The organism is Streptomyces poonensis (genome assembly GCF_014650915.1).
Lineage (GTDB): Bacteria > Actinomycetota > Actinomycetes > Streptomycetales > Streptomycetaceae > Streptomyces > Streptomyces poonensis.
Map to the genome: position 1 here is coordinate 137,921 of NZ_BMVW01000014.1, position 14,886 is coordinate 152,806.

The 14,886-nt window shown below is 70.0% G+C and carries 15 protein-coding genes and 3 pseudogenes; 9 read left to right on the forward strand and 9 right to left on the reverse strand.

Annotation, left to right across the window (positions count from 1 at the left end):
* Positions 1–210 precede the first annotated feature (210 nt).
* Entirely contained in the window at positions 211–594 is a 384-nt protein-coding gene (locus tag IE242_RS28110; protein WP_189864097.1) for an NUDIX domain-containing protein, read from the reverse strand.
* 125 nt (positions 595–719) lie between these two features.
* Here IE242_RS28110 and IE242_RS39485 point away from each other — a divergent pair.
* Positions 720–1,244, forward strand: a pseudogene (locus tag IE242_RS39485) (transposase); the annotation flags it as partial.
* Between the two features lie 52 nt (positions 1,245–1,296).
* Here IE242_RS39485 and IE242_RS39290 read toward each other — a convergent pair.
* The gene (locus IE242_RS39290; RefSeq protein WP_373299598.1) at positions 1,297–1,719 is read right to left on the reverse strand and encodes a CGNR zinc finger domain-containing protein; all 423 of its coding nucleotides are present in this window, start codon (positions 1,717–1,719) and stop codon (positions 1,297–1,299) included.
* A gap of 40 nt (positions 1,720–1,759) precedes the next feature.
* Between IE242_RS39290 and IE242_RS28120 the strand changes: the two genes are divergently transcribed.
* The 3 genes and pseudogenes from IE242_RS28120 (at position 1,760) to IE242_RS28125 (ending at position 3,931) form a co-directional block, all read left to right on the forward strand.
* On the forward strand, positions 1,760–2,614 hold the full coding sequence (locus IE242_RS28120; protein WP_189864101.1) for a hypothetical protein: 855 nt from the start codon (positions 1,760–1,762) through the stop codon (positions 2,612–2,614).
* A gap of 524 nt (positions 2,615–3,138) precedes the next feature.
* A pseudogene (locus IE242_RS39295) lies at positions 3,139–3,270 on the forward strand (IS110 family transposase); the annotation flags it as partial.
* 49 nt (positions 3,271–3,319) lie between these two features.
* On the forward strand, positions 3,320–3,931 hold the full coding sequence (locus tag IE242_RS28125) for a class I SAM-dependent methyltransferase (protein WP_189864103.1): 612 nt from the start codon (positions 3,320–3,322) through the stop codon (positions 3,929–3,931).
* Here IE242_RS28125 and IE242_RS39300 read toward each other — a convergent pair.
* Positions 3,910–4,230 (reverse strand): TetR family transcriptional regulator, encoded by a 321-nt coding sequence (locus IE242_RS39300; RefSeq protein WP_189864294.1) that lies wholly within the window; start codon positions 4,228–4,230, stop codon positions 3,910–3,912. The two genes, IE242_RS28125 and IE242_RS39300, sit on opposite strands and share 22 nt — an antisense overlap.
* A gap of 574 nt (positions 4,231–4,804) precedes the next feature.
* Here IE242_RS39300 and IE242_RS28135 point away from each other — a divergent pair.
* Together IE242_RS28135 and IE242_RS28140 are read left to right on the forward strand one after the other, a co-directional pair.
* A complete protein-coding gene (locus IE242_RS28135) occupies positions 4,805–5,251 on the forward strand; it encodes a hypothetical protein (protein ID WP_189864105.1) in 447 nt (148 codons plus the stop codon).
* Positions 5,252–5,264: 13 nt separating this feature from the next.
* On the forward strand, positions 5,265–5,993 hold the full coding sequence (locus IE242_RS28140) for an HAD-IA family hydrolase (RefSeq protein ID WP_229859542.1): 729 nt from the start codon (positions 5,265–5,267) through the stop codon (positions 5,991–5,993).
* 1,275 nt (positions 5,994–7,268) lie between these two features.
* On the opposite strand, the gene IE242_RS28145 is transcribed toward IE242_RS28140, so the two are convergent.
* The gene (locus IE242_RS28145; protein ID WP_189864107.1) at positions 7,269–7,943 is read right to left on the reverse strand and encodes an NUDIX domain-containing protein; all 675 of its coding nucleotides are present in this window, start codon (positions 7,941–7,943) and stop codon (positions 7,269–7,271) included.
* Positions 7,940–8,323, reverse strand: coding sequence for a DUF4406 domain-containing protein (locus IE242_RS28150; protein ID WP_189864109.1), 384 nt, complete (start codon positions 8,321–8,323; stop codon positions 7,940–7,942). Before IE242_RS28150 ends, IE242_RS28145 begins: the two co-directional genes overlap by 4 nt.
* A gap of 48 nt (positions 8,324–8,371) precedes the next feature.
* On the opposite strand from IE242_RS28150, the gene IE242_RS28155 reads away from it, so the two are divergent.
* On the forward strand, positions 8,372–9,130 hold the full coding sequence (locus tag IE242_RS28155) for a DeoR/GlpR family DNA-binding transcription regulator (RefSeq protein WP_189864111.1): 759 nt from the start codon (positions 8,372–8,374) through the stop codon (positions 9,128–9,130).
* A gap of 273 nt (positions 9,131–9,403) precedes the next feature.
* On the opposite strand, the gene IE242_RS28160 is transcribed toward IE242_RS28155, so the two are convergent.
* The 3 genes from IE242_RS28160 to IE242_RS28170 all read right to left on the reverse strand — a co-directional run bounded on the left by IE242_RS28160 (position 9,404) and on the right by IE242_RS28170 (position 12,215).
* On the reverse strand, positions 9,404–9,670 hold the full coding sequence (locus tag IE242_RS28160) for a hypothetical protein (protein ID WP_189864113.1): 267 nt from the start codon (positions 9,668–9,670) through the stop codon (positions 9,404–9,406).
* Positions 9,671–9,918: 248 nt separating this feature from the next.
* Positions 9,919–11,079 carry a glycosyltransferase family 4 protein gene (locus IE242_RS28165; RefSeq protein ID WP_189864115.1) on the reverse strand — a complete coding sequence of 387 codons (1,161 nt, stop codon included), beginning with the start codon at positions 11,077–11,079 and terminating at the stop codon, positions 9,919–9,921.
* Positions 11,076–12,215 carry a glycosyltransferase 87 family protein gene (locus IE242_RS28170; RefSeq protein WP_189864117.1) on the reverse strand — a complete coding sequence of 380 codons (1,140 nt, stop codon included), beginning with the start codon at positions 12,213–12,215 and terminating at the stop codon, positions 11,076–11,078. The genes IE242_RS28165 and IE242_RS28170 overlap by 4 nt, the downstream gene beginning before the upstream one ends.
* 229 nt (positions 12,216–12,444) lie before the next feature.
* On the opposite strand from IE242_RS28170, the gene IE242_RS28175 reads away from it, so the two are divergent.
* On the forward strand, positions 12,445–13,647 hold the full coding sequence (locus IE242_RS28175) for a sensor histidine kinase (protein ID WP_189864119.1): 1,203 nt from the start codon (positions 12,445–12,447) through the stop codon (positions 13,645–13,647).
* Positions 13,648–13,670: 23 nt separating this feature from the next.
* The gene (locus tag IE242_RS28180; protein WP_189864121.1) at positions 13,671–14,390 is read left to right on the forward strand and encodes a response regulator; all 720 of its coding nucleotides are present in this window, start codon (positions 13,671–13,673) and stop codon (positions 14,388–14,390) included.
* 63 nt (positions 14,391–14,453) lie between these two features.
* On the opposite strand, the pseudogene IE242_RS28185 reads toward IE242_RS28180, so the two are convergent.
* Positions 14,454–14,726, reverse strand: a pseudogene (locus IE242_RS28185) (transposase family protein); the annotation flags it as partial.
* Positions 14,727–14,886: the final 160 nt, after the last annotated feature.

The window sequence follows — 14,886 nt, forward strand, 5'->3', positions numbered from 1 at the left end:
CGAGACGGCCTCCGTAGCGGCGGACCGATACCGCACAACATAGCCACGCCGCCCCACGGCCGGTGGAGGGCAATCGCGTCAACCGCCCCCGATGCGGCAACAACCGGTCGGGGAGGGTCAGTGCCTCATGATCTGGCTTCCGCAGCCGGTCAAGAGGCTGACGATCGGCAGGGTCAGCGATGCACGGGTTCGCGCACCAGCGGCAGACAGTCACCGATCAAGGGTTCGTGGACACACCGGACACACCCAGACCAGCTCGGTGTGGATGCCCGGCTCCCGGTTGTACGGCTCGCCCCTCCAGCTCCGGGCGAGGAACACGGCGCCCACCACCCGTTCTCCCTCCGCGGCATGGAGATGGGCGAGCTGGCAGAACTCGAGTTGGTCCGGGGCGATGCGGATCCCGACCTCCTCGGCGAGCTCGCGCGCCGCGCCTTCGTCGAAGGACTCACAAGCTTCGAGCTTGCCGCCGCCGACGGTCAGCAGGCCGGGGGAGTGCCACGAGTGCGGCTGGTGCCGGACCGTGAGCACCCGCCCGTCACTGGGACGCTGGAGCAGTACGATGACGTGGGCGATGCTTCGGTGGACGTCGCTCAAGTCCTGTTCTCCCTCATGAGCCGGTCCAGGGTCCGCCGGACCCGGGCAGTGGCCTCTGGGTGACGGTTGTCCGGGCCCCGGGCCGGGTAGTTGACCGCGTCCCGTGCAGCACAGGTCGGCTGCCAGGCCGCGACGGTGAGCCGGCCGCGTGCGTGCTCGACTCCCAGCCCATCAAGACCTTTGCCAACGTCCCCCTCGCCGGACAGGGTACGGATGCCGGTAAGCGATCATCGGCCGCAAGCGTCACCTCGGCTGCGGCACCCTCGGCCTCTGCCGCTGACCGTCCTGGTCACCGCCGTCGGCGTCGGCGACACCGGGGCCGGCCAACTCCTGCTGACCCGCATCGCCGCCGCGCACCTGCGCCCGCAAGGCCTGGGTGGGCGCCGGCTACCGCACCACCGCCATCGACCACGGCGCCCGCCTCGGCATCGACGTCCAGCCCGTCTCCGGCCCGTCTCCTCCCGCCGGGCAGCCGCGGCTTCGTGGTCATTCCGCGCCGGTGGACCACCGAGCGCACCTTCGGCCGGCTCATGCACCACCGTCGTCTCGCCCGTGACTACGAGATCCACCCGCGCCGCTCCGCCGCGGTGAGCCAGTCCGCGATGATCGACCTCATGGCCCGCCGCCTCACCGGCCAAGCTACCCCTGACCGGCGCGGAACCTGGCCATCCGGAACCAGACATGCCTCAGCGGATCGCACCCTCAATCAGGGCAGCCGCTCAGATCGCATGCCGGGTGCGTGCGCAGTGGCGTCGGGCGGGCGCGGTCGCGGGTGCCGCAGTCGTTCGAACTACACCAAGGGCGGTCGCCATTGCGGCTGCGGTCCAGGGAGAACCAGCCGCGGCCCTGTCCCGCGCAGCGGCGTACGCGGGACAGGGCCCGGGCATCGGCCAGCAAGTCCTCGGCCGGCGGAGCGAGTTCTTCGGACACGGTCGCAGGAACCGGAACCGGCTGGTGCTCACCTGCTCGCCGACGGCGTGTTGTGCCTTCTGCCAGATCCCCCGTGTCGCGTGGCCGTAGTCGTCGTCGTGGCGGGTGCGCAGAGACCCGGCCCGGTCCGGTTCGGGTGGGCCAGAGGATGTTCCGAGCGTTCCACCGAACGTTTCGGGGCCGCTGCCCCGTCATAGAAGCGCAAGGACAGACAGGTGAGTGGAGTGGGGCGGGAATGCGCAGAGGGCTCGTGGCGGTGGCGGTGCTGGCAGTCGTGATGGCGACGGCCTGCGATGGCGGGGACGGACGGGCTGTCGTGGTCGAGGGAACGCCGCCGGCGACGCCGTACGGCGGACCGCTGGAGATCTCCACGGAAGAGCTGGACGAGAGCACCCCGGAGGCGCTGCACCTCGCATCCGGCGCGGCGGGCCGGGCACTGGAGTGTGAGGGGGAGATCTTCGAGGGTAACGGGCCCGACGGATGGAACGAGAGCGATGGCGGCCGAACTCCGGAGGAGGGCCTGCGGCTCTACTTCGACATGTTCCAGCCCGAAGTTCCCCGGCACGGGTACCGCGTGGAGCGCAGGAACGCGGACCGGGTGTTGTACTCCTTCGATGTCGACGGCCGGACCAAGGTAGCGGTCGTGGTCGCCCGGGATCAGAAGGACCGACCCGGCTGGGGCCCGGAGACCAGCGCGTCCTGTGACCCTGCCGAGTTGCCCGCAGAATCCGTGAACTCCGAGTACTACGAGATCTGGACGGATGAGGACGGCAGGCGGCAGCCCGTCTCCCGGATCCACACTGCCGTCGGCCCCGAACACTGCGACTGGCAGGAGGCACGCTTCCTGTATCTGGGCCGTGGTACGGACGGCGAGACGTACGTCCGCGACCCCGAGGGCGTTCTCGACCCCGCCCTGCTGAACGCTCCGTACCACAGTGACGTCTCCATGCCCGCCGACGCCCACGACACCGGATACCGCTACCAGGACTGGCAGCTATGGCTGACAGACGATCGTGTGACGGCCTACGTCCGCACGTCCGACGGCATCGAGGCCTGGCCCTCGGCGAAGGACGGCATGGGCTGTATGTGACCTGTATGTGACCTGCCAAGCTCCTGCGCGGGCCCCCTTCCCGCGCGGTGAGCTCACTCCGCGGGGACGGCCGTCTCGATCGTGCCGCCGATGTCCTCGCAGAGCCATGCAACCGGAGGCGTTGGTCAGCCGGCTCCTGGCCAAGGACCCGGACCAGCGGCCGGACGGCGCCGAAGAGCGGCGTCAGGACGTTGATCAGCCAGCGCCTGGCACGTGGAAGGGCGCATCCTCGGCCGATGCGGGTGGGGAACCGGGCGATACGCGGGACGGATTCCCTGCTGAGGGTTGCATCATGCGCTATCCGGGCCCATGACGGGTCCTCAGCAGCCATCCCCGACCTACCGACCGATCGGACGCGAACGACGGGGTCCGCGGTCGTCTGGATCGTGGGCGCCTGGCGGGTTGGGTGACAGCCCGCCCTGGCCGCTGGTCAGCGCACTGCCTCCCAGACATCGCCCGGAGAGTGAGCAACGAGGTCGGCGGACAGGGTGAGAGCACAACTTCGCCGCCCTCCGGGCCGCCGGGGGCCTTCCCGAGCAGCGCCGGAAAGCCACCTGCTCAACCGCTTCCCCGGACAGCTCCACCACTGCCTCCAGACCCGGCAGCCGTCCGACGAACAACGCGCCTTCGCACCGCTCCGCCAAGCTCCTGTGTGACCCGGAAGCCGGCACAGGCCATGTCAGTGCGCCCGTCTAGATTCGCCGCGTGACTGAACCTTCCTACCTCGCCGCGGTCCGCGAGTCGTACGACACCGTGGCCGACGATTACGCCGCCCTCGTCAAGTCCCCTTCCGAGCTGGACCCGTTGTCACGCTCGATGCTGACCGCGTTCGCCGAACTGGTGCGGGCGTCCGACGGAGGACCGGTCGCGGACGTGGGCTGCGGACCCGGCAAAGTGACGGCACACCTGGCCGGACTCGGGGTGTCTCCGTTCGGCATCGACGTGTCCCCGAAGATGATCGAACTGGCTCGAAGCGCCTATCCGGACCTGCGTTTCTCCGTGGGCTCCATGACCGCGCTGAAGATCGCAGACGACGCGCTCGGCGGCATCCTGGCCTACTACTCCACCCACCACACGCCCCCGGAGCTGCTGCCGGTCGTGTTCGCCGAGTTCCATCGCGCCCTGGCGCCGGGCGGACAGCTTCTCCTCGTGGGCCACGCCGAGCTGCTGAACCAGGCGGGACTCACCGTCACCGCTCAACTGGTGCAGGAGCCCGACGAAGAACTGCATGGGAAGACCGCCAGCTTCCTCGCCCACAAGCCGACCACCGCCGCCGAGGAGGCCAGCTTGACTTCTCAGCCCCCTGAGATGTCCTGACCGGTCTCGCTACCGGCTGCGATCAGATCGCGGACAAGGGGGACTCTGCCACGCTGCTCCCGATCACCGCCCCGAGCCGGGGCAGCGAAGTGACGAGACGACGACGTACACCACCAGTGCGCTGGAGACCTGGACAAGGGGTACCCGCCCGTCCGGGGACGGCCCGGAGCCCGGTGCCGCATCCAGTGCCGTGAACGACTCGCCCACGGCGCCCTCGTCATCTCGATCCGGTCGGCCACGTCCTTGACCGAGGTCTGGCGGAATCCGCGCTCGGTGAAGAGCTTCGCGGCCCCGGTCAGGACCCGTGGCCGGGTCCTGACCGGGTGCTCCTGCTTGGGATCGGCCCCTCTCTGACCATGCGCTGGTGCGGGTGGACGCGATGGTCAGCGGCTCTGACATGGGAGGGTTTCTTCGGTGGTGGTGCTCCGCACCTACTGGTGAAGTGGTGGTTACTCGGAGCATGCGGTATTCCGGTGTTCGGTGTTCGAGGACGCCGATGCAGCCGAGTGGGCGGTCGGGCTGTGCGTTCCACCATCCCGCGCATTCGCCGATCTTGCTGCTGGTCTTCACGTACAGTGCGGTCGAGAAGTCGGCGGGAGCTGTGAGCGCGGGCGGACGCCTGTGGTGGGACTCGGTGGGTGAGGCGGGGCGGACGAATGCAGTGCATGGTCGAGGGCCCCGGAGCGCTGCCCGATGCGCGGTTGGCGGCCTACAGCGCTGTGTCCACGTCCCTGGCCCTGCACAGCGATCGAGGCCCTCGAGCGGTCCCCGGCGAGGCTCCGTTCGAGTCGGCTTGAACCGACAGCCGACAGCCGACAGCCGACAGCCGCAAACGCCGTTGTTTCTGACCTTCCGCGTTGTCATGATCGTGAAATGAGCAGCGACGGGACGAACGACATTCATCAATGGGGGCGATCCCTGTTCGAGCGGCAGCAACACCCAGTGACATGGGCTGGCCACGTCCTTGAGGCAGCTTCGCTCAGTCTCGGCAGGACCCCAGAGGTCGAAGCAGCCCTGGAGATGGCCGCCGACCAGACGCAGTGGAGCCGGGGCCGCGAACTGTTTGACCGCGTCCGCCGAAGCAGTCCGGGCAGGGAAGACCGCCTCGCGGAACATTTGTTCTCTCGGCTCGCTGAACTGGTCGGCAAGCTCGCACACAATGTTGCCGGACCCTATCCGCACTTCGATCATCACGCAGGCTGGCAGATCGGGCCCATCGCGTACCGCCTGGCCATCGAAGTGCGAGATCCGGCACTCCAGGACCGGCTCGCGTGCGCGCTGGGAAGCTGGCCGACGACCGGCCCTCGGGCCGTGCGCTGACTGGCCTGCGACGTTGAACGACAAGCTGAGAGGTACGCACGGGCTCGCGAACCTCTCTGCCGAACAACACGTGCCTGGGAGGATGGTGAACATGAAGCTCGCTGCCGTGCTGTTCGACGTCGATGGTGTTCTGCTCGATTCCACCGCCACCCACCACAGGATCTGGACCGCATGGGCGAGACTCCGCCGTCTGGATGCCGACGTCGTCTGGCAGCAGACGTTCGGTCGTCGCCCAGAGGACACCGTTCGGGAAGTCGCTCCGCATCTGGATCCGGTCGCGGAACGGCAAGTGCTCAATGAACTGATGCGCTTGGAGGGGGACGCCTTCCCTCCCATCGAGGGCGCTGACGATCTCCTTGACACACTCCAGCCAGAGTCCTGGGCGATCGTGACATCGGGCAGTCGCCAGCCAGTGCACCAACGGTTCGGCCGCGCTGGCCTTCCCCTGCCGCGGGTTCAGGTCTACGGCGAGGACGTGCGGAACGCCAAACCCCACCCAGAGGCTTACCTGCTGGCAGCGGCCCGTCTCGGGACAGAGCCCTCAAGTTGCCTCGTGGTTGAAGATGCCCCGGCCGGCGTCGCAGCAGGCAAGGCGGCGGGCTGCACGGTTATCGGGATCACCACCACGCACGAGGCCACCCAGTTGCTTCACGCGGACGCATGCGTGTCGTCCCTGGCAGGGCTGAAGCCCTACCTTTCGTCGCTACTGGGAGGCGGGGCAGAGCACACACAACGACAGTGAGGCGCATCACGCAGGTGGCCCTGGAATGACACACGCCCCGCCGTCGCAGTCGCGGCGTTGAGCAGTTGCCCTCTGCCTGCTCAATGACTACACGGCCCCTTTCTTCACACAGCAACTGCGGACACAAGGCGGACCCTGGCCTGGTTCATCGCCCGCCGACCGGGCGGCTCGATCGCCGGAGCCCTGCAATACCGGTCACGGCATCCAGATCTTCGAATGTCACGCCGGCACCAGCGACTCGGGATTTCGCGCGTCGCGCGGAAGTCGAGAGCGAACAAGCCCTCGCCTGTGGTGAGCACTACCTCGCCATGGTCGACGCCCACGAACACACCGAACTGACCGGCCCGGCCGTCACCGAAGCAGCCCGCCGCCTCGAGGGCTTTGGACACCGGGCGCGCTTCCAGGGAACCGTCGTCACGGACGAACGGCGCCTGAAACGGACCATGAAAACGGGAAGACCCTGCCGTCTATCCCGGCACCTGCATCACCTGCATCACCTGCGTCCACGACCACGGCAAGGCACTCTGCGAACGAGCCCGCAGAGGCCGCTTCGAAGGGCTGGCCGATCACGGCGAATGCCAGTCCCTCGCCTGCCGGAACGTCGCTTCGAACAGGAGCAGTACGGAACCTTGGCAGTCAGAACTCGGCCGCATCGACCGACGTCTGGCAGCACGGCCTCCGCTGTCGTCCCTCCTGCAGCGCCGTCTTGTGTCACGACGCCGCTGCGATCAAGACGCTCCTGAGTCGCAGCATCAGAACCCCGCAGACTTCATGACCCGCCGAGTAGGCTTCCCCTCCATGCTGAACCGGCGCGCACGGGACAGCAATGCCGAAGCGTTCGAGCAGATCATGCGCGAGTTCGCTGATCAACCAGCAGGCTCCGAGAACTGAAAGTCACCGGGCCGGTCATCCCAGTGGGATGACCGGCCCGGGTGTGAACAGAGCCGGCACGACACACGGCCCCATCAAAGGAAGTGGGCTGCGGAACCATGCCCTCCGGATGCCCTCCGGACGGCTGGCTCCGTTCACCGGGACGGGCTCTGGCTCACTCTCTGTGCAGCTGGTCGACGTCGAGGGCGCCCGGCAGCGACGGACCTGATGCGGTGCAGGTCAGGCGCCTCCGCCTGGACCGCACAGAGGCGCTCCCCCTCGCACGACGGAAAGTGGGACGGAGCCCCGAGATGGACAGCAGTTGTTCACCGCGTTGGGAGGCACCTGAGCCGCCCTGGGAAGCGGACTCTTCGCAAACGTGGGCGTACCGATGGGAGGCCGCTTTCAGAGATTCCGCTGTCGGGCGAAGGGCCCGTCCAGGGCCGCCCATTGCAGGAGCAGGACGGTCTTGCCGTCGGTGATGCGTCCGTCGCGGGTCATGGCGAGGGCCTCGGTGAAGGGGAGTTCGAGGACCTCGATGTCCTCGCCGTCCTCCTCGAGTCCGCCGCCGGCGCCGGTCCGGTCGGCGGGGGTGTAGGGGGCGGCGAAGAAGTGGAGGCGCTCGGTGACTGAGCCGGGGCTCATGTAGGCGTCGATGATGTGGGTGAGCGGGCCGAGGGTGACGCCGAGTTCTTCGGCGCTCTCGCGGCGGATCGCCGTGTGCGGGTCGTCCGCGTCGAGCAGTCCTGCCGCGGCCTCGATGAGCATGCCGTCAGGGTGGTCGTTCACGTAGGCCGGGTAGCGGAACTGGCGGGTGAGCAGGACGCAGCCGCGTCCGGTGTCGTAGGGCAGGACGACGGCGCCGTTGCCGCGGTCGTAGGTCTCGCGCTGCTGGGTTTCCCACCGGCCGTCGCGGCGCCGGTAGTCGAAGGTGGTGCGGCGCAGGACGTGCCAGCCCTGGGAGGTGAGCTCGACGTCGCGGATCACGACGTCGGGATTGCGGTCCAGGTCGCGTCCGGCCTGGTCGAGGCCGGTACGGCCGCGATGGTCGGGCGTGTCGATGCCCGGGCGGGTTGTCACGCGGTCTCCTGCGGGGTGCGGCGGGGGATCTCGGTCACGTCGTGGTAGACGGGCAGGCCTCGGCTGCGGGCGGTGGCGACATCCTGGTCGGCGCCGACAGAGTCGCCGGGCAGACGCAGCACGGCGTCACAGTGGGCGAGCAGGCGGTCGGCGGTGGGGTAGAGCACCTGGTCGGCGAGGGGGTCGGTGGGACCCGCGCCGGCGGATCGGAGGACGGGCAGGGCGATCCACTCCCCGATCACGGGGAGGTGGCCGGCCGCGAAGACGGGCCAGGCGGCGGCTTCGAGGCGGGCGAGGTTGGAGGCCATGGCCCGCGGGTCGCCGTCGGTGCCGGAGCGGTAGGGGCCTGCGATCAGGATGAGCATGGGCTTGTCGGTCACGGGCGCTAAGATACATGCAGAACCGTGCAACAACAGGAAGGAACGTGAATGCTGGCTGCTGAACGGCGTGATCACCTGCTTGGTCTGCTCGCCCGCAAGGGGAAGATCGTTGCCAAGGAGGTCGCCGCCGAGCTGGGAATCTCCGAGGACAGCGTGCGGCGCGACCTGCGTGACCTTGCCGCCGAGGGGCTGTGTCAGCGCGTCTACGGCGGCGCGCTGCCTGTGTCCCCGGCGGTGGTGGACTACGAGGCCCGGCAGACGGTGGCCCCGGACGGCAAGCGGAAGGTCGCTTCGGCAGCAGTCGGACTGGTGCGGCCGGGCGGTGCGCTGATCCTCGACGGCGGCACCACCGCCCTGGCCGTCGCCCGCGCCCTCCCGGCGGACCTTGACTGCACCGTGATCACCCACAGCCCGACGATCGCCGCGGCGCTGCTCGACCATCCGCAGGCGGAGCTCTTCCTGCTCGGGGGGCGCGTTTTCAAGCACTCGGCGGTCACTTGCGGTGCCGCCGCGGTCGAGGCCGCTCAGAACATCTCCGCCGACCTGTGCCTGCTCGGCGTCACCGGCGTGCACCCCGAGGCCGGACTGACCACAGGAGACGCCGAGGAAGCGGCGATGAAGCGCGCCCTGTCCGCGCGGGCCGCGGACACCTACATCCTCGCCTCCTCCGAGAAGATCGGCACGGCCTCGCGGTTCCGTGTCCTGCCATGGAAGAAAGTCAGCGGACTGATCACCGATGCCGACCCCCAAGACACGGTCGTCGAGCAGCTCAAGACGCTCGGTGTGGAAGTCCTGGTAGCCAGCTGACAGCCGCCGAACGCGGGATCGCGGGCCGGCGGGAAACGCCCCCCTGGGTACGAACCCGACAGGGAACCGAGCAATCGGCACTCGCAGCGCCTCCCGAAGTGGTGAACGCCTGCTGTCCTTTCTGTGGTTCTGGCTCAGCTTCTGGGCTCTGTCGCTGATTGGGGGGCGGACGGAGTGCGGCCGCCGGGAACCACCTGGATGTGGACGGCTACGCGTGAGGCTCAGGGCCGGGTCGTCGGTGGACATGCCGAGGAGGCGGTGTGGTGCGCGGACTCAAAAGGTCTGGTCGGGGTCGGGGTGCTGGCCGACAGCGCCCGCGATGGCCCGGTGGGCGGTGGTCGACTCGGGCGGAGCCGGCGGGGTCTCGGGTGGTGCGAGTTCGGCGATGACTTTCCGGGTGGTGTCCCGGTGCGCGGGACGCGCTTCGGTGCCGGCGAGAACCGCGGTGAAATGCTCGATCTGGTCGCGTAGTTCGCCGGCCCTGGCGGTGGCCGCGTCGTGGCGGGCTTGGAGAGTGGTGAGGAGGCCGGTGATGTTCACGCGGCCGCCTGGGGGTGCCCCGCCAGGACGGAGCGGACGTGGTGAGGCGGCAGGTCACGTTCACTGGGGAGGCCCAGTAGACGCGCGTAGCCGCGTTGTCGGGCCGGTGGTCGCATTCGCGGGCCAGGCGCCGGTGCAGCGTCAAGGTGCCGTCACACTGCTCGGCCACCCACCTTTTGGGTTGCGGGACGAAGCCTTTGCCCTGGTCGGCGGGGTTGCGGTGGAGGACCTTCACGGCTTGCGCTCACTCACCTTGCTGCTCCTGAATTGAGTAGCCCCGCCAGAGTTGCGTAGGAGCAATCCCAGCTCCATTCCGTTTGGACCCAGTGGCGGCCCTTCTCGCCCATCTCGTGCGCGAGTTCGGGGTTGCGGAGGAGTCTGGTCAGGCGGTCCGCCGTCGCTGCCACCGAGCGGCCGTCGACGACATGGCCGGTCTCGCCGTCGCGTACCGCGTCGGGGGCGCCGCCCGAGTCGCCTGCCAGGACGGGGAGTCCGGACGCGGCGGCCTCCAGGTAGACGATGCCCAAGCCCTCCACTTCCAGGCCGCGTCTGCGGGTACGGCAGGGCATGGCGAAGGCGTCGGCGGCGGCGTAGAAGGAGGGGAGGGTGTGGTGGGGGTGGCCGCCTGCGAAGACGACCGAGTCCGAGACGCCCTCGGTTGCGGCAAGTTGGCGTAGTGCGGAGGCGTAAGGGCCGTCGCCGACCAGGAGGAGCATGGCGTCCGGGACCGCCCTGCGGATCCATGGCAGCGCCCTGATCAGGGTGTCCTGACCCTTGCGCGGGACCAGCCGGGCCGCGCACAGGATCACCGGGCGGCGGCCCAGGCCATAGCGGGCCCGCACCGGCCCACCGTCCAGGGCGGGGTGGAAGGCCGTGGTGTCCACACCGGGGACCAGACGTGCGGAGCGGGTCCCGGGAGCGAGGGCCGCCTCGATCGGCCGGCGGGTGCTCGCGCCCAGCCAGGTGAGGGCGTCGACCTCCGTGCCGATGCGGCGCAGCAGGGCCCTGACTCCGGGGGTGCGGGCCCACCACACCTCGTGGCCGTGCGTGGTGGCGACGGCGGTACGGATGCCCGTCGTCTCCCGCAGTCGGCCCGCCATCAGGCCGAGCGGCGCCGCCGCGCCGAACCACACTCGGTCGCAGCCGTACCGGCGGGCCACGGATGCGGCGTGCGCGGTGGCCCGGGGGGTGGGCAGGAGGGTGCGTACCCGGTGGCGGATCACCGGGTACGGAAAGGACTCGTCGGGTGCGGACTCCGCCGTGGCCGGGCTCGGCGCCGAGGTGAAGACGACCACCTCGTCGGGCGGGAACCGGTCGGCCAGTTCACGGACGAACGTCTCGATGCCGCCCTGCCTGGGCGGGAAGTCGTTGGTGACGATCAGTGTGCGAGGGCGGGAGTTGTTCGTCATACGAGGGCCTTCTCCCTGGAAGGGGCGGCAGGGGTGACAGGAGTGGCAGGGGTGGCAGGGCCGACAGGGGTGCTGCCGCGCTGTGTCATCCGGTACGCCAGCGCCCCGAGCACCAGCGGATGGACCAGATAGCCGAAGCGGCTCACGGGCATCAGGGCCATCGCCAGGCCCAGACCGAGCGCGAGCCGGGCGGCCGCCGCCCGTGCCGTCCCCGGCGGCTGCGCCACCAGCGACACCGCGATCAGCAGCGCGCTCACCGCGAGGAGCGCGAGCGCGATCACCCTGCCGCCGGGGACGTACGTCGCGAGCAGAAGCCCGGGCAGTGGGCTCGCGGCAGGCGAGGTGGTGTCGGTGAGGCCCAGCGGGAAGGCGATGACGTTCCGGTGGAAGCCGGCGGGGTCAGCGAGGGCGAAGGGCAGCACCGCCGCCGTCGCGGTGGACAGGGCCACGACCGCGTACCGCAGCGCGGGCCGACCGCCCCGGCGTACCACGATCAGCGCCAGCGCCACGGGCAGCGCGGGCCACGCCGTCCACTTGAGCGCGGCCGCGGACCCGAGCACCAGCCCCGCCCGCCCCGACCGACCCTGCCCGGCGAGCACGACCCCGAGGCACATGAGGCCGACGACCGGAAGGTCGATGCCTCCGACCGCGAGGGACAGCGCGATCGGAGGGCAGGCGAGCAGTCGGGCCCGGTTCAGGCCGGCCGCGGCGAGGGCCGCCACGAAGGCGCTGCCCAGCCACCAGCGCGCATCTCCGGGCAGCACACCGAAGAGCGCCATCCCGGGCAGGTAGGGGTTGAAGTCGGCGACGGTCGTGGGGTCGGCGACGTACGGGCTGCCGGTCGTGAGCAGCAACTGTCCCGACCGCTCGACGACCCTGATCTCCGACTGCCCGAGCTCGGCCGTCACCAGCGAGACGAGCGGCACCACGACGGCCCCCGCCACCGCGACCACCCGGGCGGCGGGGCGGGAGCGCGCACCGCATGCCAGGACCGCCGCGACCGCGTAGCCCGCCCCCGCCACACAACCCCACACCCGGTGCGGCCCCAGATCCGAGGCCAGGGCGAGCCCCAGTGCGACGACCGCGCAGCCGGCCCACGTGTACCGCTCGTGACGTACGTACCGGATCTGTCGCATGTACCGGATGTACCGAATGTGTCGCACGTACCGGATGTGTCGCACGTACCAGATGTGTCGCACGTACCGTTCAAGACTTCTCGTCATGACCATCGACGGTAGAAATTCGCAGGTCGGAGGGCGTCAACCGAGGCTCCGGACCTGGGACTCAACCCGTGGCATGACATCCGGCCGCAGGCTCAACCCGTGCGGCGACGCGCGCACCCGCGCCGGCCCGGACCATGGACGTATGAGTACGTCCCTTCAGCAACGGTTCCACGCCCGGATCGCCGGGCCCGCCTACCCCTGGGTCACCGGCGGCGCCCTGACCGTCGGCGCGGTGGCCGAGCTGATCGCCTATCCCGGATCCATGACCACGGCGATCGGGGTCCTCGTCTCCTCCGCCTCGCTGATGTGGCGACGGTCGTTCCCGCCCGTCGCGGTGCTCACCGTCGCCGCGGGGCTGCTCGGATTCGCCGGGGACGTCAACCTGTACGTCTCGATCATGGCGAGCGGGCTGATCGGCTGCTACACCCTGGGCCGCAACCGGGTACTGCACCCCGCGCTGACCGTCGCGGGCGCCGCGCTCGGGGCCCTGTGCGTGAACCTGGTGCACATCAACACCTGGTCGCGGATGGACCTGCCGGTGCCCGCGCTCTGGGAGAAGGGCTCGCTCAGTCTGTTCACCGAGTCGTTCCTGCTGACCGTGGCCATCTTCGGGGCCGTGATGATGGGTGACGCGGTACGTTCCCGGGAGGAGACCCGCAAGGAACGGAACCTGGCACAGGCCCAGTTGATCGCCATGGAGCGGCAGCAGGCCGCCGAGGCCGAACGGGCCGCCATCGCCCGTGAGCTGCACGACATCGTCTCGCACTCGGTGTCGATGATCGCCGTGCAGGCCGAGAGCGCCACGTACACCACCCCCGGACTCACCCCCGAGGCCCGCGAAAACTTCCAGCAGATCGCCGGCACCGCCCGCTCCTCCATGGCCGAACTGCGCCGCCTCCTCGGCGTCCTGCGCACCCCCCAGGGCCAGGGGGACATGGCCCTCACCGCCCCGCAGCCGACCCTCGACCATCTCGCCGAACTGGTCGAGCAGCACCGCGCGGTGGGCGGTGAGGCCGAGCTGAGGGTCACAGGGAAACGGGTGCCGCTGCCCGCCGCGTGGGAGCTGTCCGCCTACCGGATCACCCAGGAGGCGCTGACCAACGCGCGCAAGCACGCGCCCGGCGCCCGGACCGTGGTGGAGATCGGCTACGGTGCCGACCGGCTGCTCACGCTGCGCATCCACGACAATGGCCCGGGCCCGGGTTCCGGTCCAGGCTCCGGCGCGGGCCACGGCCTGACCGGGATGCGGGAGCGGGCGGCCCTGGTCGGCGGTCGGCTCAGCGCGGGCGCGGGCCCGGACGGAGGTTTCCTGGTGGAGGCGGAGCTTCCCTGGGGGACCGGGTGATCGGCACGGAGAAGGAGTCGGGTGTGATCAGGGCACTGGTCGCCGACGATCAGGCGGTCGTCCGCACCGGCTTTGTGAACCTCCTCAACACTCAGGAGGACATCGAGGTCGTGGGCGAGGCCGAGGACGGTGTGCAGGCAGTACGCATCGCTGCCGAGATGCGGCCCGATCTCGCGCTCCTCGACATCCGGATGCCGCACAAGAACGGCATCGAGGCGGCCCGCGAGATTCTGGCCGGGGCCGGGGCCGGGGCCGGGGCCGGGGGCGCGACGAAAGTCCTGATGCTGACGACCTTCGGGCTCGATGAGTACGTGTACGACGCGCTCGCGGCCGGGGCGAGCGGCTTTCTGCTCAAGGACGCCACCTTTCCCGAACTGCTGCACGCGGTGCGGGTGGTGGCGGCCGGGAACGCTCTGCTCTCGCCCGAGATCACCAAGCGGGTGATCGGCGAGTTCGTGCATGCGCGGGTGTCGCGGCTGCCGGTGCACTCCGTGGGGGAGCTCACCGCGCGAGAGGCAGAGGTGCTCACCCTGATCGCTCGAGGGCTGTCCAACGCGGAGATCGCGAGCCGGCTCACGATCACGGATCACACCGTGAAGACCCATATCAACCGGCTGTTCGCGAAGCTGGAGCTGCGCGATCGGGCGCAGGCCGTGATCATGGCCTATGAGTTGGGGCTGGTGCGGGTGGGGGCGGGGTCGGCTGAGGGATTGTTCCCCCGGTCTACTGCGCCTCCCCAGTGAACGTGACCTGCCGCCTCACCACGTCCGCTCCGTCCTGGCGCGGCATCCCCAGGCGGCCGCAGCGGGCAGGGCCTCGTGGTCGCGGGCCAGGCGGCGGTGGAACATCAGCCGGCCCAGCGTGCGCTCCACCGTCCATCGACGCGGCAGCGGCCTGGAGCCGCGCCGGTCGGCGGGGCGCTGAACGTTGCCCATGTCGATGCCGAGCGTTGCGGCCTGCTCGATGAGGTGCTGGCGGTAGCCGCCGTCCACCCAGGCTTTGCGCAGGGCGGGACGGGCGGCGGCCGTCTGGTTGAGCAGGTGGGTGCCGGCGACGGAGTCCTGGACGCTGGCCGCGGTCGCGTATCAGGGGAGGCAAGGACCTCATACGGCTACCTGCGGATCCAAGGCGAGCTGCGGCGGCTCGGCCACCGAGTGGCAGCCGCCACCACAGGGAGAGGCGGCTCCCCGACCCCGGCAGCAACGTGCGCATCGTCGTCCTCACTGCCGCCCCGGGCAG

What these genes read in the sequence shown, in the direction of transcription:
- IE242_RS28155 (WP_189864111.1), top strand. Translation starts at nt 8,372, where the DNA reads ATGCTGGCTGCTGAACGGCGTGATCACCTGCTTGGTCTGCTCGCCCGC.
- IE242_RS39290 (WP_373299598.1), bottom strand. Translation starts at nt 1,719, where the DNA reads ATGACGGGGCAGCGGCCCCGAAACGTTCGGTGGAACGCTCGGAACATC.
- IE242_RS28170 (WP_189864117.1), bottom strand. Translation starts at nt 12,215, where the DNA reads ATGCGACAGATCCGGTACGTACGTCACGAGCGGTACACGTGGGCCGGC.
- IE242_RS28165 (WP_189864115.1), bottom strand. Translation starts at nt 11,079, where the DNA reads ATGACGAACAACTCCCGCCCTCGCACACTGATCGTCACCAACGACTTC.
- IE242_RS28175 (WP_189864119.1), top strand. Translation starts at nt 12,445, where the DNA reads ATGAGTACGTCCCTTCAGCAACGGTTCCACGCCCGGATCGCCGGGCCC.
- IE242_RS28120 (WP_189864101.1), top strand. Translation starts at nt 1,760, where the DNA reads ATGCGCAGAGGGCTCGTGGCGGTGGCGGTGCTGGCAGTCGTGATGGCG.
- IE242_RS28135 (WP_189864105.1), top strand. Translation starts at nt 4,805, where the DNA reads ATGAGCAGCGACGGGACGAACGACATTCATCAATGGGGGCGATCCCTG.